A 17,763-nucleotide genomic window follows, 5' to 3' on the forward strand; every position below is an offset into this window, starting at 1 on the left:
CGAGCTCATAGGCCGGTGGCAAGCTCATGGACCGGTCGTCGGTCCGGCCCTCCGTTCCTCGATGGTCCTGTCCGCCTTCGACCAGTGCGCCGCAGGGACCTCCCGCAGGATCACCGTGGTGTTCTCCGGGGTGGCCCCCACCTCCTGCTCGGCACAGCGATGCAGGGCGGAGATCAGGCCCCTCAGCTGTTCCGGCGATCGGCCGACAGCGATGGACACGTCGATCAGCGGCATGTGAGCTCCTTTCAGCCGCGCATGACGAAGGGATCCGCCACGGGGCCTTCGTCGGTGTTGATCCAGACGCTCTTCAGCCTGGTGTACTCGCGGATGGATTCCATGCCGTGCTCGACGCCGGCGCCGCTGGCTTTGAAACCCTGCCGTGGAGACATCGGGGACATCGCTCGATAGGTGTTGACCCACACGGTGCCGGCGTCGAGCCCCCGAGACATCCGGTGGGCGCGGGCGAGATCACGGGTCCACACGCCCGCGGCGAGCCCGAACTCAGTGTCATTGGCCAACCGGAGGGCCTCTGCCTCCGTATCGAACGGCATGACGGCTGCGACGGGGCCGAAGATCTCCTCCCGGACGACTCGCATGTCGTTGGTGACATCGGTGAGCACCGTGGGGGCGTAGAAGTAGCCTGGCAGCTCGGTGTCGGGTCGGCATCCGCCGGTGTGCACGCGTGCGCCTTCCGTCACGCCTGTCTTCACATAGGAGGCGACCTTATCCCGCTGAGCCTCGAACGCGAGAGGTCCGAGTTCGGTCTCGTCCTGCAGCGGATCGCCGATGACGATGCTCTGTGCTCGCTCGGACACCTTCTCCAGGAGCTCGTCGTAGACGCTCCGGTGCGCGAAGACCCGGCTGCCGGCGATGCAGGTCTGGCCGGCGGCGGCGAAGATGCCGGCCACCACTCCCATGGCCGCGTTGGAGACGTCTGCGTCCTCGAAGACGATATTGGGGCTCTTCCCGCCCAGCTCCAAGGTGCAGCCGATGAACCGGGACCCCGCGGAGGCCGCGATCGCCGAGCCCGTCGTGGTGGATCCGGTGAACGAGACCTTCGCGATCCGCGGATGGTCCACCAGCGGCTGCCCGGCCTCGGTCCCGTACCCGGAGACGACGTTGACCGCTCCCGGGGGGAACCCTGCCTCCAGGGCCAGCTCCGCCAGTCGCAGGATCGACCGGGTCGTGTGCTCGGAGGGCTTGATGACCAGCGTGTTCCCCGCCGCCAGCGCGGGAGCCAGCTTCGAGGTGGTGAGAGTCAGCGGTGAGTTCCACGGGGTGATCGCACCGACCACGCCCAGCGGCTCACGCATCGTGTAGTTCAGCATCAGCGGCGAACTCGTCGGAATCTGGTCGCCCTGGATCTTGTCGGCCAGGCCCGCGTAGTAGTGCAGGTACTCCGGCAGGGCCGTCAGCTGCCCCCGCATCTCACGCAGCAGCTTGCCGTTGTCCAGAGATTCGCAGCGAGCCAGCTCTTCGGCGTTCTCGGCGACGAGATCGCCGAGCCGTCGCAGGAGGTGCCCACGTCTCGTCTGCGAGAGATCCCGCCATCGCGGGTCGGAATATGCGGCATGGGCGGCCTGCACGGCCCGGTCGACATCGGGTGCAGTCCCGCGGGCCGCCTCATAGAGGACCTCCAGAGTCGCAGGGTTCCGGCTCTCGAAGTGCTCTCCATCGCTCGGGGCGACCTGTTCGCCGCCGATGAAGTGTCCGTGACGCTCAGTCATGGCATGCTCCTGTCCTGTCATCGAGGAAGGTGATCAGTGTCTCGGCCAGGTGCTCGGGATGCTCGAGGGGCAGCATGTGGCGGATGCCCTCGACGACGACCGCTCGTCCGTCCTCGGCGGCGTCTGCGAGGCGCCTGCTCATCTCAGGGGTGGACCCGGAGTCCTCCGATCCGGTCACTGCCAGCACGGGGACCTCGAGCTGAGGAACATCCTGGATGATCTGCTTGTCGGCGGTGGCGAACACCTCGTAGACGCGCAGATACGAGGAGACATCGTTGGCCAGCAGGACGCGTCGGACGTCCTCGACCCGATCGGATGAGACGGGAGTGCCCGTCGGGAACCAGCGTTGCAGCGAGGCCTCGACGCTTCCGGGGAAGTCCCGGGCTGCATGATGGAGTCGCTCGCCCACTGCACTGACCTGCTCGGGGCTCCGGTCGTAGACCGAGCTCACGCAGGTCAGAGTCGCCGCCCGCCCCGGATCACGCCGCACGAGGCGAGCAGCGATGAGCGCCCCGACGGAGAAGCCGACCATATGCATCCGGTCCGGCACCCGAGCCGCCACGTCGTCGACGAGATCGTCCAACGTCACAGATCCGCCCAACGGCGGCTGCGAACCATGACCCGGCAGGTCGATCGCCGTCACCGTCCGGCAGCTCCCGGCGGTGATCGCCTCCTCCAGGTCACGCCAGATCGAGCTGTCCAGCCCGACGCCGTGGAGCAGGACGATGGGGACCGCCTCGTCATCGACCATCACTGCTCTGTGGAGAGGTCCGCAAGTCGCTGCTGCGGACGTCCCTGAGCCGCCGCCGCAAGCGCGATGACGATCTCTCCGGCATGGGGTGCATCCGACAGCCGCACTTCGACCGTCTGGTGATGGGAGCGGATCGTCGCATCGGTGATGTGCTTGAGCGGGATGTCGAAGAGCACGCCGGCCGGTCCGCGTTTCTCGACGGCCGGCAGCAGAGTGGTCGCCTGGGTCGCCTGCCGGAAATGGTCACCGAACTTCAAGGTGTGGATCAGTGCAGAACCGTGCTCCACCTCACCGTCGAGTCCGACGATCGCAGCCTTTCCGTAGGCCTCGACCGGCGCCCCGAGGGCTTCGACGACTCGAGGGGCCAGCAGGGCACCGATTTCGGAGGCCGTGGTCTCGATCCCCGGCTGGAGGTCTTCGACGAAGCCCTGCCCTCGCCAGGGGTTCTCGATGACGGCCGCGACCACTGCCACCCGTGCCGCAGGATCGACGTGTCGCCCTCCTTCCTGATGGATGTCTTCGATGATGGTGGTGATCTTCCTGATGGTCATGCCTTGACTCCTCTGAGGACTTCCGATGTGACGACTGGATCTGTGGTGCGGTCACCGAGACGTGGATGGGGTCGGGGCCCTGTGGAGGCGGCGGTGACGAGGACGATCTCGTCCGGCGCCGGAGCGTCGCCGACCCTGACGCTGGTGGTCTGGTAATGACTGCGACTGGTCGCGTGGGTCTTGTGCCACATTGGCACCATGAGCGGCTGACCGGCTTCAGCACGGTCATCGGCGAAGCACAGCACCGACGTTCCCTCGAGATACTCACGGACCAGGTTGCCGAAGTATGGAGTGTGGATGAGCGCGCCTGCGTGCTCCAGCTCCCCAGAAAGCCCGACGACGGCCGCTTTGCCGAACGCTTCGATGCGGTCGCTTCCGCCGAGGGCGGCGGTGAGCCGGTCTGTGAGCAGCTGAGCGAGCCGGGGAGCCACCCGCCGGGACTCCGGGGCCAGGTCCTCGTCGGCCCCCGTGCCGATCCACGGGTTTCGGAGGACTGCAGCCGCCGTGGCCTGCAGAATCGGACGCCCGGGCACTTTGCCCGCCTCCGAGAGCGTCTCCTGACGGTGACAGACGATCTTGCGGAGTCCCAGGTCGGCGGCGTCGGGCACGTGGATGCCGCTCATCGAGAGTCTCCTGCCGCGCCGGCATCCTGGGCGAAGTGCGGCATCACCTCGGTGGAGAAGAGCTCCAGGCTGCGCATCGCATTCTCGTGCTTCAGCCCCGGATGGGTGGTCCAGAGCATCATGTGCTCGAGTCCGACCTCATGCTGGAGCTCCTCGATCTTCTCGCGGACGTATTCGGGCGTGCCGACGAGCATGTTGCGCTCCATGAGCATGTCGAAGTCGAGGGTGTGCGCATCGGTGAGCTCCTCGTCCTGCTCCATGAGGTTGCCCAGACCCCGCCAGTGCGTTACCCAGTGGTAGGTGTTCATGACCGCCTCTTCGAAGTCACGGCGGGCCTGCTCCATCGTGTCGGCGACGTAGACGTCCCTCACCAGCGCAATCCCTTCGCCCAACGGGACCTCGCGTCCCTGAGCTTCGGACGCCTTCTCCCGGTAGAGCTCGAACCGCCCCTTGAGCTCGGACACCGGCGGCATCCAGAAGATCGCCTGGGTGCCCTCGGAGGCGGCGTTGATGATGGACCGCGGAGAGTCGATGACCTGCCAGAGGGGCGGACCGGGCTGCTGCAGGGGGCGCGGCACCAGGGAGAGCTTGGTGATCTCTCCGTCCTGGGTGAATTCCGGCGTGGCCGGGGACAGCGGATGGTTCCACTGCACCCCCGGGACGGGGAACTCGAAGAACTCGCCCTTGTGGCTGAAGAATTCGTTGCTCCAGGCTTTCTTCAGGACCTCCATGGTCTCCTCGAAGAGGGCGCGGTTCTTCTGCTGGTCTCGCGGGTCGGCGGCGGGGTTGAGGTTGACGGCCTCCCTCCCATAGATGCCGCGACCGACTCCGACCTCGAGGCGCCCTCCTGAGAGCTGGTCCAGCAGCGCCAGGTCCTCGGCGAGGCGCAACGGATGCCAGAAGGTGACGATGGAGGCGGCCTGGCCGATCCTCAGGGTGCTGGTGCGGGCGGCGATGTCCACGCCCATCAGGATCGGGTTCGGCATCAGCTCCTGGCCTTCATGCCCGAAGTGGTGTTCGGTGTACCAGGCTGACCAGAACCCCGCGGCTTCGGCGGCCAAGGCGTACTCTCGTGCGTCCTGCATGTGCTTCTGGTAGTTCCCCAAGTCACCGGGGGCTCCCTGTCCGTGGAAGACGGAGAATCGCATCGTGGGTCCTTTCTGCCGGGCGGCACCGGCGAAGTCTGGAGGAGCGATCAGCTGGGCGGAACGCGCAGCTCAGTTCTCCTGTGTGGCGGTGCGAGGGTCGGTGAGGACCTCACGGACCGAGGCGTAGACGTGATTGCGCATCGCAGACTCCGCGGCGAAGTGATCCTTGGCCCGGATCATCTCCAGCACGGCACGGTGCTCGGCGGTGGAGGCGCGGATTCGACCCGGATGCTCTGCTGTTCTGAGCACCATCCGGTGGAAGGCCAGCTGATTCATCAGCAGGTCGTAGTGCTCAAGGAGTTTGCGGCTGTCTGCCCCGCAGATGATCGTCCGGTGGAACTCATCCACCAGCTCCGCGTATCTCCCGGGGTCCTGGGCCTCGCCGGCGCGATCCGACTCCTCGACGTTCCTGTCGAGGATGTCGAGCTCAGGCACTGGCCCCCGCCGTGCCATGAGTCCTGCCGCAAGCCCTTCCAGACTCTCCTTGAGCTGGAACAGCTCCACGATCTCGCGGCGAGTAGGTTCCCGGACGAACGTCCCGACCTTGGAACGAATCTCGACGAGACCTTCCAGCTGAAGCTGCTTGAGGGTCTCGCGGATGGGAGTCCTGCTCACGTCGAATCTCTTCGCGAGTGAGATCTCGGATACGGAGGCTCCCGGAGGAAGCACTCCGCTGACCACGAGTCCGCGCACCTTCTCCAGCAACGTCGAGTCCGCCAGCTCAGGTGATCCAGGTGATGTGAGGTCCGTCATGTATGCAACATAGCTCGAGAGGTGCTGAGTGGTCAAGCCTCAATTGAGGGCGAATTCTGGCGGATCCCCGGAAAATCTACCGATCCGCCGGAACTCATTGACGGGTCGATGTGACCTGACTTACTGTCTGTTGCATGCATCAGATGACCACACATGACCTTGAACACGCATGGAAGCTCGCCTGGACGCACGGGGACGTCTCGGCCCTCACAGATCTCATGGCGCCGGGATACACGCGCCTCAGCCGCGCCTCGGGCACCTGCCTCACAGCGGAGGAACTCGGGGAGGAGATCCTCACCATCCGCCGAGGCTTCCCCGACATCGAGACGACGATCGACTCGATCGTCGCCGAGGAGGAGCGGTTCGTCGTCTTCTGGTCCACCGTGGGAACTCACACGGAGACCTTCCTGGGCGTGCCTGCCACGGGACGGACCGTGAAGACCTACGGAACCAACCTCATCACCCTCCGCGGCGGCCAGATCATCCATGAAGAAGTCACCTGGGACGGCACGGAGATGCTGCATTCCCTCGGCATCCGCCACCTCAGCGACGCAGGTTCCTCGGCCCAGCCCGTCCGCACCGATGACCTCAGCGGTGACCCCGACCCGGAGATGCTCAAGACCTTCAACCGGCAGTTCGTCACGGGTGTCACCGTCGTCACCACTCAGGACGACGAAGGACGCCCACGAGGTCTGGCGGTCAATGCCTACGCCTCCGTGTCGCTGGAACCGCCTCTGGTCCTGGTCTGCATCCAGAAGAGCTCCTCGACGTATCCTGCCCTGTTCTCCGCAACCCACCTGGGGATCAACATCCTCGGCACGCAGCAGCGGGAGACGATCGCGACGTTCGCCTCCAAGGCTCCGGACAAGTTCGCCTCGGTCGCCTGGCATCCGGCTCCAGGAGGCAGCCCTCTCATCGATGGATCCCCGGCCTCGCTGGAGGCGGAGATCCGGGACCGCTTCCAGGCGAAGACGCACACCGTGTTCATCTGCCGAGTCGGACATGCCGAGGTGACCGACGCCGACCCCATGCTCTACAAGGCCGGCCGCTTCTACGACAGCGACGGCCTGACCCAGATCTGATCTCCGCTCCGCAGCCGCCGGCCGAGACCCCGTACAGCCAGAGAATCGGAGAGCACCATGGCCCGTGACACCAGCACCTCCACCCCGGAGCAGCGCAGTCCCGCCCCGCCCCCGGGACGACCCTCGAGGGCCGTCTTCTTCGTCGCCGTCACCCTCATCCTGGTGTTCATCCTGGTCGGGGCGTTCCTGCCTGACCAGCTCGGGGAGGCCTCGAGCCTGGCGCTCGCATTCGTCACCGAGACCACGGGGTGGTCGATGCTGCTGATTCCGCTGGCATTGATCGTCCTGCTGTTCGTGCTGGCCGTGACGCGGTTCGGGCGCATCCGGCTCGGGCCTGACGGATCCCGTCCCGATTATCCGACGTATGCCTGGATCGCGATGCTGCTGGGCGCCGTGATGGGCATCGGTCTGGTCACCTATGGGGTTGCTCAGCCGATCTCGCACCTCTTCACGCCACCGCATGGACTGTCCGAGCCGGGCACGCAGGCCGCCGTCGTCGACGCCCTGCGGTTCACATTCCTCGACTGGGGAGTCCACGCCTGGGCGGTCTTCGCCCTGTTCGGGCTGGCCATCGGCTATTCGACCTATCGGCTGGGCAACAAAGGTCTCGTCTCCGCCGCCCTCAGACCCCTGCTCGGACGCCATGTCGACGGGGCAGCAGGCAAGGCCATCGACGTCCTGGTGATCATCGCGACCCTCTTCGGGACCACGACGTCGCTCGGACTGGGAGCTGCCCAGATCAGCCAGGGTCTGACTCTGATCACCGGCGTCGACATCACCTCCACGACATCGCAGATCGTCATCATCGCGATCGTCACGGTCGTGTTCACCGCGTCGGCGGTCTCAGGCATCAGCCGCGGGATCCGGCACCTGAGTGAGATCACCATGGTGCTGGCCGGGGCCCTCCTCATCTTCGTGTTCATCGCCGGCCCCGGCACCTACCTGATCCATATGTTCCTGCGCTCGATCGGCAGCTACATCAGCGACTTCACCGCGCTGAGCATGATGATGCCGGCGACGGAGACAGATCTGGAGTGGATGCAGTGGTGGACCTACTTCATGATGGCCTGGTGGATCAGCTGGGGCGCGTTCGTCGGGATCTTTCTGGCCCGCATCTCCCGGGGGCGGACCATCAGGCAGTTCGTCTTCGTGGTGCTCGGGGTCCCCGCGTTGGTGTTCGCCGGCTGGTTCACGGTCTTCGGCGGCAGCGCCATGTACATGGACATCAATGAGGGGACCGCCATCGGGGAAGCGGCCGCGAAGGACGTCAACCTGGCGTTCTTAACCCTGCTCGATCAGCTCCCCCTGACCCACATCACCTCGGTCGTCGCAGTGGTGCTGGTGGTGCTGTACTTCGTGACCGGCGCCGATTCGAACACCTATGTGCTCTCGGTGATCTCCTCAGACGGGACGATGCAGCCGCGCCGGAGAGTGCTGCTGGTATGGGGCGTGCTCACAGGAGCTGTGGCCGCGGTCCTCCTCTACGCAGGAGGCCTCCAAGCCTTGCAGACGACAGTCATCCTCAGCGCCGCTCCCTTCATCTTTGTGATCCTGGCGCTCGCCGTGGCCACTGTCATGCAGCTGCGGAGGGATCCGCTCATGGAGGCCATGTCGACGTCGACCCACGAGATCGCCATCGTGCAGCAGGCTCGGCGTGGTTCCGCCGAGCAGTCCACGACACCTGGAGACGTGTCAGGGAGGAAGGCCGCCGGACCGGATGGCGAGGACTCCTGAGCCACCACGATCGCGGTCGTCCCTGAGACTCGCACCAGTCCTCGACGCGCGATCTCTCCGACACCCCCGGATCACCCATCCGGACGATCGACAGGAGGAGCCTGCCACCGACGCTAGAGTAGTGATCATGAACGGATCGGAGACCGGTGATGAACCCCAGACCCCGTTGACGGTGTCGATGGGATCACGCCGCGTGCCGGTTCCCAAGCCGCCTCGCGGCGGCGGCCACCTTCCCACCGTGGAGGAGGTCAGCGCGGGCGGAGTGGTCATCAGGCCCGCCGCCCAGGGCTTCGAGGTGGCCATCATCGCCCGATACAACCGGGGCGGACGGCTCGAGTGGTGCCTGCCCAAGGGCCACCCGGAGAACGACGAGGACCACGAGCAGGCCGCGATCCGTGAGGTGGAGGAGGAGACCGGCATCGCCGGGGCCATCCTGACCTCTCTGGGAAGCATCGAGTACTGGTTCACCGTCCCCACCCACCGGGTGCACAAGACGGTGCACCATTTCCTGCTCGAGGCCGTGGGCGGGGAGCTCACCACCGAGAACGATCCGGACCACGAGGCTGTCGACGTCGCCTGGGTCAACATGGACGATCTGGAGCGGACGCTGTCCTTCCCGAATGAGCGACGCATCGTCTCCGCTGCCAAGCAGGTCATCGCGGACACGTTATAGTCAGCGCCGATGTCGCATACTTCCCCTGACCAGGACAGCCGTCAGCACGACGGCGACAAGCCCCCCGACACCCATATCCCACAAGGCGGGATGGCGCGGGCCAGCGCCTTGATGGCCTCCGGGACCATGGTCTCGCGCATGCTCGGCTTCATCCGGACTGCTCTGCTGGCCGTGGCGATCGGCTCCACGGCCCTGGTGGCCGACGTCTTCGAGAAGGCCAACACCATCCCGAACGTGATCTACATGCTGCTGGCCGGCGGCATGTTCAACGTGGTGTTGGTGCCGCAGCTCATCAAGGCCGCCAAACGCCCGGACAGGGGCTCCGACTACACCTCACGGCTTCTGACGCTCTGCGTGCTGGTGCTCGGCGCGTTCACCATCCTGCTGACCCTGGCGGCATACCCGCTGATGGTGGCCCTCACCAAGGACTGGACCGAACCGATGCTCGCGCTGGGCACCGCCTTCGCCCTGTGGACGCTGCCGCAGGTGTTCTTCTACGGGCTCTACGCGGTCATCGGGCAGATCCTCAACGCCAACGCGAAGTTCGGCTGGTACATGTGGGCCCCGGTGCTGAACAACGTCATCGCCATCGGTGTGATCGGCAGCTACCTGGTGATGTTCGGCCGCTTCACCTCCGGCACCGATCAGGCCGCGGAGTGGACCACCCAACAGACCCTCTGGCTGGCGGGCGGCCACACCGTAGGCATCATCGCCCAGGCGGCGATTCTGATCTGGCCGCTGATGAAGATCGGATTCCCGATCCGCCCGAAGTTCGGCTGGAAGGGAATGGGGCTGCGCTCCACCGGGCAGATCGCGGCCTGGACGCTGGCGACCATGCTGATCAGCAACATCGCCAATCTGCTCTACATGCGGCTGATCTCCGGTGCCACCGCAAGTCGTGAGCAGATGGCCGACGGCGGCGCCTCCATCCCCGGCGAATACGCAGCCAACACGGCCCAGCTGATCACCGTGCTCCCGCATTCGGTCTTCGTGCTCTCGCTGGCCACGGTGCTGTTCAACCAGCTGGCGCGCTCCATGGACCTGGGCCGGCTCGGACGTGCCAGGGAGATCATCAACGAGGGTCTGCGGATGTTCGCGATCCCGGTGATGTTCTCCATGGTCGCGGTCATCGTGCTGGCGGGACCGCTCGGGAGGCTCTTCGGCGGCTCGGCGGAGACGGCGCACCTCTCCGGGGCCGCGATCGGCCAGCTGCTGATCCTGCTGGCCCTGGGCATGCCGTTCCGCTCTGCGAACTTCTATCTGATGCGCGTCTTCTACTCGGCGGAGGATGCGCGCACCCCGATGCTGGTGCACACCATCATCGCCGCCCTGTGCCTGGCCTGCGCCTACGGCGGCGCCCTGGTGCTGCCCAACGAGACGCTGCCGTTCCTGGTGATCGGGCTCTTCTCCCTCTTCCACGTCGTGCAGTACGTGCTGTGCCACGTGTGGGTGGTCCGCCGCTGGGGCAGCTTCGGTTTCGCCTCCGTCGTGGCCGCCTACGCCCGCTCGGGCTGGGCCGCCGTCGTCGCCGGACTGACCGGCGCGTCCGTGCTGTGGCTCCTGGGCGGGTACTCCTGGGGCTTCGCCTGGCAGTCGATCCTGACCGCGCTGATCACCTGCACCGTGGTGGGCGCCGTCATGGGCGTGGTGTTCGTGATGATGCTCAAGGTGATGCGCGTCCGTGAGTTCGACGACGTCATGGCCCCGCTGGCCCGCAGAATCCCGGCCCTGGCTCGTCTGAGCCGGTAGGCTGACCCCGAACGGACGCCATCGTCCGGACGTCGGTGCGCCCCTGGCGACACCCGTCCCGGACACCGGCGTCCCAGTGGACAGCTCGCCCCGAGCATCAGTCAGCAGGAGGATACGTGGCCCAGCCTTTCGGCATCGGCGATGTGGTGGGAGGTCGCTACCGCATCACGCACCATGTGGTGACCTCTGCGGATCAGGACATCGTCTTCCAGGGCATCGACCAGGTGCTGAACCGCGAGGTGAGCATCCTGCTGGCCTCCACGCAGAACGCCAAGCAGGTGGCGACCTCTGCGAAGGAGCTGGCCACCGGAGAGCGCAGCTCCGAGGTGCAGGTCCTGGATCTGGGGCTGGCGGAGGACCGCACCTACCTGATCTCCACGCAGACCCACCCCAATGATCTGCTGGACCTCGTGGTCCCGGACTCTGCCCCCTACGTGGAACCGTTCTTCACGGATTCCCTGGGTTCGGAGCTCTTCGGGCAGTCCCGGGTGATGGAGCCCGAGACGTTCCACGACGACGCGGAGTACTACGCCGGCCTTCAAGGCGTCGCGCCCGGTGCGGAGGACCAGGAGTCTGAGGAGACCGGACCACAGGCCCGCCGACGTCGTCCGGCCTTCCTGGGCAAGGTCTCCGAGACGCTGAACCGCCGCCTGGGCACCCACCGTGATGCGGACCGGCTGCCGCAAGGACCGTCCGGGGCTCCTGCCGCAGAGCCCTCGGACGACGTGGCCTCCTTCGGCTCCGCCAGCGCCTCGGGCGCTGTGTACTCGGGTGCGGCGGCCGCACACAGCGCCGGTTCCCCGAGCCTGCCCAGGGCCACCGACGACTCGCTCGCCGATGCGGCGGAGCCCGGCCAGGGCGAGACTCTCACCCTGCAGGCCGACATGGAGCTCGTGGACCCGCGTCCGGAGGCTGATGCCGAGGAGGAGTTCGGCGTCGCCGCCGACACCACCGGCCGGCTGCAGCCGGTCGGCATCACGGTGGGCCCCGCCGCCGCGCCGATGGGGCAGCCCGCTGACCAGGACCACAGTCACGACGACGGCGAAGAGGTCGTCGACGACCCGCCGGACGAGCCGATCGCGGGCTACGGGACCACCTCCGCCGCGGGGTCCGGCTCGACGGACTCTGAACTGGCTTCCGGCGCGGCCGCCGCAGGGCAGCCGTCCCCGACGGAGAATCCCAGCTTCACTGGCCTGATCTCCGCGGTCTCCTCCGATCGTCGCAGCGCCTTCCCGGGGCCGGTGGCCGGCCAGGAGGGCGACGCACCCGATGCGGCTGAGCACGTTCCGGCCGAGACTCCGGCAGCGGCTCCGGCAGCAGATCCCGCTCCCGCGCAGGAGCGCTCGGGCGCGGGCCGCTGGATCGGTGTGGCCGTGCTGGCCGCGGTGGTGCTGGTGGCTGCGGTGTTCGCCTTCGTCGCCCTGCGCGGCGGCGATGACTCCCCGCCCGTGGCAGAGGATGAGGAGACCACCGAGCCGGAGGAGACCACTGAGGCAGAGGGGGACGACACCGGGGAGGACGCAGAGGCTCCGGAGGATCCCGAGGATGCTGACGAGACCCCGGACGAGGTGACCCCGGAGATCAGCTCGGTCTCCCGGCTCGTGCCGGACAGCCCGGGCCTGAACGAGGACACCGACGGCCAGCTGCCCAACACCTTCGACGGCGACACCACGACGACGTGGAGCTCCTTCCTGTTCGGCTCCGCCGAGTTCGGCGGCCTCGCCTCCGAGTTCGCCTTGGTGGTGGAGCTCGAGGAGTCATCCTCGGTGTCTGCGGTGACGCTCACCCAGGAAGGCGAGGTGGAGGGTGGGTCCTTCCAGGTGCTGGTCAACGACTCTCCGGAGCTCGAGGGGGCTGAAGAGGTCGGTTCGGGGACCTGGAACTGGAACGAGACCACCGTGGAGCTCGACGAGCAGGCGGAGGGCCAGTACCTCATCATCAACACGACCGCTCTCCCTGAACGCCTGGAGCCGGACAACCCTGATCTCCCCTATGGCCTGCAGCTCGCCCAGATCACCCTGGAGTGAGCACCTTGTCCTGAGGCGCTGAGCGCTCTGAGACGCCGCCGGAGCATCTGCCTACCGCCGTCGTGCGGAATTTTCATGCCCCCCGGGTGGTTTCACACCTTGGAACCGATGCCAGCCTCCGGCACCACGCGCCGGAGGCCTCTCGACGAGAAGGACACAGCAGACGTGACTGAACAGACTCCCGACCAGGTCCATGATGTGGTTATCGTGGGCTCCGGCCCGGCCGGCTTCACCGCCGCGGTCTACACCGCCCGAGCCAACCTGAATCCGGTGATGCTGGCCGGCTCAGTCACCACTGGTGGCGAGCTGATGAACACCACCGACGTCGAGAACTTCCCCGGGTTCCCCGAGGGCATCATGGGCCCAGAGCTGATGATGAAGATGGAGGAGCAGGCCGCGCGCTTCGGTGCCGACATCCGCCGCGAGGACGCCACCGAGCTCGCTCTGGACCAGCCGATCAAGGAGATCACCATCGGCTCCGGTGAGGTGCTGCACGCCCGCGCCGTCATCCTCGCCACCGGCTCCGCCTATCGCGAGCTGGGCGTGCCCGGCGAGAAGGCGCTCTCCGGACACGGCGTCTCCTGGTGCGCCACCTGTGACGGCTTCTTCTTCCGTGAGCAGCACATCGCCGTGGTCGGCGGCGGCGACTCCGCGATGGAGGAGGCCCTGTTCCTCACGAAGTTCGCCTCCAAGGTCACCGTGGTCCACCGCCGGGACTCACTGCGTGCCTCGAAGATCATGGCTGATCGGGCCGAGGCCAACGAGAAGATCGACTTCCTCTGGAACACGGAGGTCACGGAGGTCCTCGGCGACGGCAAGCTGACCGGTATCTCGCTGCGCAACACCGTGGACGGCTCGGAGTCCTCCATGGATGTGACAGGTCTGTTCGTGGCCATTGGTCATGACCCTCGCGTCGAGCTGTTCAAGGACCAGCTGCAGCTCACCGCGGACGGAACCGTGCAGGTCGACGCCCGCAGCTCGCGAACCACTCTTCCCGGAGTCTTCGCCGCCGGCGATGTGCTCGACCCCACCTACCGGCAGGCCGTCACCGCCGCGGGCTCGGGCTGCGTCGCGGCCTTGGACGTGGAGCACTGGCTCGCCGACGAGGCAGACGCCGGCACTGCCGGTGCGGCTGGTCTGGTCGGTGCTGCGGCCCACTCCGCCTCCTGACTCCCAGACCCCTCAACCACCGAAGGAAAGGACAGACACCATGGCAGATCTGAAGAGTGTCACCGATGCGAGCTTCGACCAGGACGTCCTGCAGGCCGACAAGCCCGTGATCGTCGACTTCTGGGCAGAATGGTGTGGCCCCTGCCGCATGGTCAGCCCGGTTCTCGAGGAGCTCGCCTCGGAGAACGAGGACAAGATCGAGGTCGTGAAGGTGAACGTCGATGAGAACCCTGCCATCGCGGCGAAGTTCGGCATCACGTCCATTCCGGCCATCTACGGCTTCAAGGGCGGCGAGCACGTCATCTCCTCGATCGGGGCGAAGCCCAAGCAGGCCTTGGAGTCAGAGTTCTCCGACTTCCTGGCCTGAACCTGCCGCAACCGCCGCACGTCGGCGGGCGCTGCCAACCTGACACAGAAGGGCCCTGACAACCTCTCAAGGTTGTCAGGGCCCTTCTGTGTGTGCGCGCTTCGGTGGGAGGATCCCTCTGGATCAGCTGACGCGCTGCTGCTCCCCGATGATCTCCATCAATCGGTGGAGGTCCTCGATCGATCCGAAATCGATGGCGATGCGGCCCTTCTTCGCGCCCAGGGTGATCTTCACCTGGGTGTCCAGACGATCCGTCAGCGCTTCGGCGTATTCGTCCAGCTGCTGATACCTGGCCGTCGAGGGGAGCCGATTCGTTCCACGTGAAACGCCATTGCTGGCGCCTTGGTGGGCCAGGGTCACGGCTTCCTCGGTCGCTCGGACGGACAGCCCCTCGGCCACGATGCGCTTGGCGAGCTCTTCCATCTCCTCAGGAGTGGACAGACCCAGAAGGGCACGGGCATGGCCGGAGCTCAGAACTCCTGCAGCCACGCGTCGTTGGACTGCCGGGGGCAGCTTCATGAGCCGCAGGGTGTTGCTGATCTGCGGCCTGGATCGACCGATCCGCGAGGCGAGCTCATCCTGCGTGCAGTTGAAGTCATCCAGGAGCTGCCGATAGGCGGCGGCTTCCTCCAGCGGGTTGAGCTGGGAGCGATGAATGTTCTCCAGCAGTGCGTCCCTCAGGAGGTTGTCATCCGCGGTGAAGCGCACGATGGCCGGAATCTCGCGGCGGCGGGAGGCCTTGGTGGCACGCCAGCGCCGTTCACCCATCACGAGCTCGTACTGTCCCTCGTCCACTTCCCGGACCACGACAGGCTGCAGCACGCCGATCTCACGGACCGAGTGGATCAGCTCAGCCATGTCGTCTTCGTCGAACTCCGTGCGCGGCTGCCGCGGATTGGGCTGGATCGCATCCACCGGGATCGACCGGAACTCTGCACCCTCCACACTGGAAGTGTTGCCACCGCCCGAGACCACGTCAGTCCAGGCCTGCGGATCTGATGTCTCCGGCTCAGAAAGAGGCGCCTCGGGTTCCGTTGCTGCGGGGGCGGACGTGTCCTGCGCTGCCCCTTCAGCACTGTCGAGCGGGGAGGACGCAGATCCAGCGCTTCGCACCGATGGACGCTCACTCAGCAGATCCGGCATCTGAGCCCGGCCGCCCGCGCTGCGCCGACTCGTCGTCGTTCTCGCGCTCTGCCGAGTTCCACGTGAAACACGCTGAGTCCCGAGATGGGACTTCGCGGAGAAGAACACGTCGATCGGTCGCTCAGCCCTCTCGATCCCATTCTCAGGATCACGCTGGTGCGTGCTGTCCCTGCCGATCTCCTCAGTGGGTTCCTCGACGGCGTCGGTCGGGGAGTCAGGCTCTAGCGAGTCCTCATGGGGCACTGGCTCGGGATCCAGCTCATCTGGGGAGTTCAGTCCCTGATCTGCTGTGCCGTGGCCATTCGACGCTGGACCTGGTCCGACATCCTCTGTCGAAATCTCCGGAACCGGCTCCTCCGCCAGGCCGTCATTCTCCTGTTCATGCGTGACCGAGCCATGACGTTCGGTGCCATCTGCCTCCTGGGCGGCGACATCAGCCTCCGCTTCACGTGAAACATCGTCGGCGACGGCATGAGCGGTCGCGCCGGATGCTTCGTCTCCTTGGGCATCGCTGTTGATGAGGGCCCCAAGCCCACGTCCCAGACCACGTCGCCTACGTTCTGCCATATCAGGTCACCTTCCTTGAACCGCCGAGACCGTACCGGCGTCTGAACCGGTGTCCATTCTACGGTTCAACGGGAAATTCACCTCCTTCACTGGCGACCCTGCGTTTCACGTGGAACGACGGCCCGGATGACGGAGCCGAGTGAATCGCACCAGGTTCCGTGTTTCACATGAAACGCTGGACACACGGGATCGTCGGCTCCCAGACCGCAGTTGCATTCGGCGCACGGTCGCAGATGAGCAGAATCATGAGCGTTTCACGTGGAACCAGGAGGCCCTGTGTGCCCTCCTTCAGCATCCCTCGGTCGAGGAGTACCGCACCTGTCAGCATCGGGACCTGCGACAGTCCGGAGGTTTCACGTGGAACACCGCACTCCGCAGAGACTTCCGAGCAGGGGAGCCATCTGCCAACGGGAGATCCGCCTTAGTTGCATACGCTCATCCATCGGATGCGGGAGGCCGTCTACGATAAACCCGAGGGCACGCGAAGCTCGCAGCGCAGTTCCACGTGAAACACCATTCACGAGCTCCCAAGCGCGTCGATTCCAGCACCCATGACGAAGGGGGACCGATCCCATCGGATCGATCCCCCTGATGCCCTTCGTGGTCACAAACCGGCACCGGCCTCAGACGTCAGTCGGGCCGCCCCGCGTGACAATCTCCGCCGCCGCCTCGAGATAGGCGAGAGCACCAGTAGAGGAGCGGTCATAGGAGATCACGCTCTGCTGATACGACGGCGCCTCCGAGATCCGGACGTTGCGGGGGATCAGCGCATCCAGGACAGCCTCTGGGAAATGCTCTCGGACTTCCTCGGCCACCTGAGCAGCCAGCCGGGTCCGCCCGTCATACATCGTCAGCAGGATGGTGGAAACCGTCAACGGCGGATTCAGGTGCTTCTGGATCATCTGGATATTGTTCAACAACTGACTCAGCCCCTCCAGCGCGTAGTACTCGCACTGGATGGGGATCAACACTTCTCGAGCGGCGACAAAGGCATTGACGGTCAGCAGGCCCAAACTCGGCGGACAGTCGACGAACACATAGTCCAGTCGTTCCAGGCCGTGCTCCTCCCGGTACCGGTGGTACTCCTCGACCGCCCGCTGCAGACGCTGCTCCCGAGCCACCAGGGACACCAGCTCGATCTCGGCACCCGCCAGATGAATAGTGGCAGGGATCACCTGCAGCCTCTCGATGTCCGGGCAGTCAGCCACGACATCCGCAAAGCTGAGGTCATCGATCAGCACGTCGTAGATGGAGTCCGTGTCGGCAGAATGCTGCACGCCCAGGGCTGTCGACGCATTGCCCTGCGGGTCGATGTCGATGACCAGGACGTGGAACCCCTGACTGGCCAAGGCAGCGGCGAGGTTCACAGTGGTGGTCGTCTTGCCCACCCCGCCCTTCTGGTTCGACACCGTGATCGTTCGTGTCGTGGCCGGGCGCTCCAGCTCCTTCTCGGAGAGCACCTGGCGACGACGACGTTCATCGGCGAGCTCTGCAGCCAACGGGGACGAGGCGTCCATGCCGTCGAGGATCGACGAACCCCGCGCGGTCTCGGCAGCCTGTTGGGCAGCCTCGCCGGTGGATGCGCCCCGGCCGCGTGTGTTCTCGTGGCTCGCCACAGGTCATCCCTCCAAAGGATCCGTTGCTCGTCGGCCCCCAGCCTCTGCCGAAGGCACCCCCAGCAGTCTAGGACACGGCCCT

The 17,763-nt window shown here is 66.1% G+C and carries 16 protein-coding genes; 7 read left to right on the plus strand and 9 right to left on the minus strand.

Features of this window, described 5'->3' with window-relative positions:
* Nucleotides 1-24 precede the first annotated feature (24 nt).
* From HNR09_RS07090 to HNR09_RS07120, 7 genes are all read right to left on the minus strand, one after another.
* Nucleotides 25-234 (minus strand): tautomerase family protein, encoded by a 210-nt coding sequence (locus HNR09_RS07090; protein ID WP_179541402.1) that lies wholly within the window; start codon nt 232-234, stop codon nt 25-27.
* A gap of 11 nt (nt 235-245) precedes the next feature.
* Nucleotides 246-1,727: an aldehyde dehydrogenase gene (locus HNR09_RS07095; RefSeq protein ID WP_179541403.1), complete on the minus strand. Its 1,482-nt coding sequence runs from the start codon at nt 1,725-1,727 to the stop codon at nt 246-248.
* Nucleotides 1,720-2,478 carry an alpha/beta fold hydrolase gene (locus HNR09_RS07100; RefSeq protein WP_179541404.1) on the minus strand — a complete coding sequence of 253 codons (759 nt, stop codon included), beginning with the start codon at nt 2,476-2,478 and terminating at the stop codon, nt 1,720-1,722. The genes HNR09_RS07095 and HNR09_RS07100 overlap by 8 nt, the downstream gene beginning before the upstream one ends.
* Nucleotides 2,478-3,029 carry an amino acid synthesis family protein gene (locus HNR09_RS07105; protein ID WP_179541405.1) on the minus strand — a complete coding sequence of 184 codons (552 nt, stop codon included), beginning with the start codon at nt 3,027-3,029 and terminating at the stop codon, nt 2,478-2,480. Before HNR09_RS07105 ends, HNR09_RS07100 begins: the two co-directional genes overlap by 1 nt.
* Nucleotides 3,026-3,652, minus strand: coding sequence for an amino acid synthesis family protein (locus tag HNR09_RS07110; RefSeq protein ID WP_179541406.1), 627 nt, complete (start codon nt 3,650-3,652; stop codon nt 3,026-3,028). The genes HNR09_RS07105 and HNR09_RS07110 overlap by 4 nt, the downstream gene beginning before the upstream one ends.
* Nucleotides 3,649-4,800: an LLM class flavin-dependent oxidoreductase gene (locus tag HNR09_RS07115; protein ID WP_179541407.1), complete on the minus strand. Its 1,152-nt coding sequence runs from the start codon at nt 4,798-4,800 to the stop codon at nt 3,649-3,651. The genes HNR09_RS07110 and HNR09_RS07115 overlap by 4 nt, the downstream gene beginning before the upstream one ends.
* A 69-nt stretch (nt 4,801-4,869) precedes the next feature.
* Nucleotides 4,870-5,553 carry a GntR family transcriptional regulator gene (locus HNR09_RS07120; protein ID WP_179541408.1) on the minus strand — a complete coding sequence of 228 codons (684 nt, stop codon included), beginning with the start codon at nt 5,551-5,553 and terminating at the stop codon, nt 4,870-4,872.
* Between the two features lie 143 nt (nt 5,554-5,696).
* On the opposite strand from HNR09_RS07120, the gene HNR09_RS07125 reads away from it, so the two are divergent.
* The 7 genes from HNR09_RS07125 (at nt 5,697) to trxA (ending at nt 14,355) form a co-directional block, all read left to right on the plus strand.
* Complete coding sequence (locus tag HNR09_RS07125) at nt 5,697-6,635, plus strand: flavin reductase (RefSeq protein WP_179541409.1); 939 nt, start codon at nt 5,697-5,699, stop codon at nt 6,633-6,635.
* A 57-nt stretch (nt 6,636-6,692) separates the two neighbouring features.
* On the plus strand, nt 6,693-8,369 hold the full coding sequence (locus tag HNR09_RS07130; RefSeq protein ID WP_179541410.1) for a BCCT family transporter: 1,677 nt from the start codon (nt 6,693-6,695) through the stop codon (nt 8,367-8,369).
* Between the two features lie 127 nt (nt 8,370-8,496).
* On the plus strand, nt 8,497-9,042 hold the full coding sequence (locus HNR09_RS07135; RefSeq protein WP_425488281.1) for an NUDIX hydrolase: 546 nt from the start codon (nt 8,497-8,499) through the stop codon (nt 9,040-9,042).
* Between the two features lie 9 nt (nt 9,043-9,051).
* A complete protein-coding gene (gene murJ / locus HNR09_RS07140; RefSeq protein WP_246348753.1) occupies nt 9,052-10,791 on the plus strand; it encodes a murein biosynthesis integral membrane protein MurJ in 1,740 nt (579 codons plus the stop codon).
* 116 nt (nt 10,792-10,907) lie between these two features.
* Complete coding sequence (locus tag HNR09_RS07145; RefSeq protein WP_179541411.1) at nt 10,908-12,818, plus strand: hypothetical protein; 1,911 nt, start codon at nt 10,908-10,910, stop codon at nt 12,816-12,818.
* A 165-nt stretch (nt 12,819-12,983) separates the two neighbouring features.
* A complete protein-coding gene (gene trxB / locus HNR09_RS07150) occupies nt 12,984-13,988 on the plus strand; it encodes a thioredoxin-disulfide reductase (protein ID WP_343047473.1) in 1,005 nt (334 codons plus the stop codon).
* Nucleotides 13,989-14,028: 40 nt separating this feature from the next.
* The gene (gene trxA, locus HNR09_RS07155) at nt 14,029-14,355 is read left to right on the plus strand and encodes a thioredoxin (RefSeq protein ID WP_179541413.1); all 327 of its coding nucleotides are present in this window, start codon (nt 14,029-14,031) and stop codon (nt 14,353-14,355) included.
* A gap of 123 nt (nt 14,356-14,478) precedes the next feature.
* On the opposite strand, the gene HNR09_RS07160 is transcribed toward trxA, so the two are convergent.
* Complete coding sequence (locus tag HNR09_RS07160; protein ID WP_343047474.1) at nt 14,479-15,300, minus strand: ParB/RepB/Spo0J family partition protein; 822 nt, start codon at nt 15,298-15,300, stop codon at nt 14,479-14,481.
* Nucleotides 15,301-16,688: 1,388 nt separating this feature from the next.
* The gene (locus HNR09_RS07165; protein WP_179543075.1) at nt 16,689-17,582 is read right to left on the minus strand and encodes a ParA family protein; all 894 of its coding nucleotides are present in this window, start codon (nt 17,580-17,582) and stop codon (nt 16,689-16,691) included.
* Nucleotides 17,583-17,763: the final 181 nt, after the last annotated feature.

Origin of the sequence: Nesterenkonia xinjiangensis (assembly GCF_013410745.1) — a bacterium.
GTDB classification, from domain to species: Bacteria; Actinomycetota; Actinomycetes; order Actinomycetales; family Micrococcaceae; genus Nesterenkonia; species Nesterenkonia xinjiangensis.

Coding starts and splice junctions, on each gene's coding strand:
- HNR09_RS07125 (WP_179541409.1), top strand. CDS start 5,697: ATGACCACACATGACCTTGAACACGCATGGAAGCTCGCCTGGACGCAC.
- HNR09_RS07130 (WP_179541410.1), top strand. CDS start 6,693: ATGGCCCGTGACACCAGCACCTCCACCCCGGAGCAGCGCAGTCCCGCC.
- HNR09_RS07105 (WP_179541405.1), bottom strand. CDS start 3,029: ATGACCATCAGGAAGATCACCACCATCATCGAAGACATCCATCAGGAA.
- HNR09_RS07115 (WP_179541407.1), bottom strand. CDS start 4,800: ATGCGATTCTCCGTCTTCCACGGACAGGGAGCCCCCGGTGACTTGGGG.
- HNR09_RS07095 (WP_179541403.1), bottom strand. CDS start 1,727: ATGACTGAGCGTCACGGACACTTCATCGGCGGCGAACAGGTCGCCCCG.
- HNR09_RS07120 (WP_179541408.1), bottom strand. CDS start 5,553: ATGACGGACCTCACATCACCTGGATCACCTGAGCTGGCGGACTCGACG.
- HNR09_RS07165 (WP_179543075.1), bottom strand. CDS start 17,582: ATGGACGCCTCGTCCCCGTTGGCTGCAGAGCTCGCCGATGAACGTCGT.
- HNR09_RS07090 (WP_179541402.1), bottom strand. CDS start 234: ATGCCGCTGATCGACGTGTCCATCGCTGTCGGCCGATCGCCGGAACAG.
- HNR09_RS07135 (WP_425488281.1), top strand. CDS start 8,497: ATGAACGGATCGGAGACCGGTGATGAACCCCAGACCCCGTTGACGGTG.
- murJ (WP_246348753.1), top strand. CDS start 9,052: ATGTCGCATACTTCCCCTGACCAGGACAGCCGTCAGCACGACGGCGAC.
- trxA (WP_179541413.1), top strand. CDS start 14,029: ATGGCAGATCTGAAGAGTGTCACCGATGCGAGCTTCGACCAGGACGTC.
- HNR09_RS07100 (WP_179541404.1), bottom strand. CDS start 2,478: ATGGTCGATGACGAGGCGGTCCCCATCGTCCTGCTCCACGGCGTCGGG.
- HNR09_RS07110 (WP_179541406.1), bottom strand. CDS start 3,652: ATGAGCGGCATCCACGTGCCCGACGCCGCCGACCTGGGACTCCGCAAG.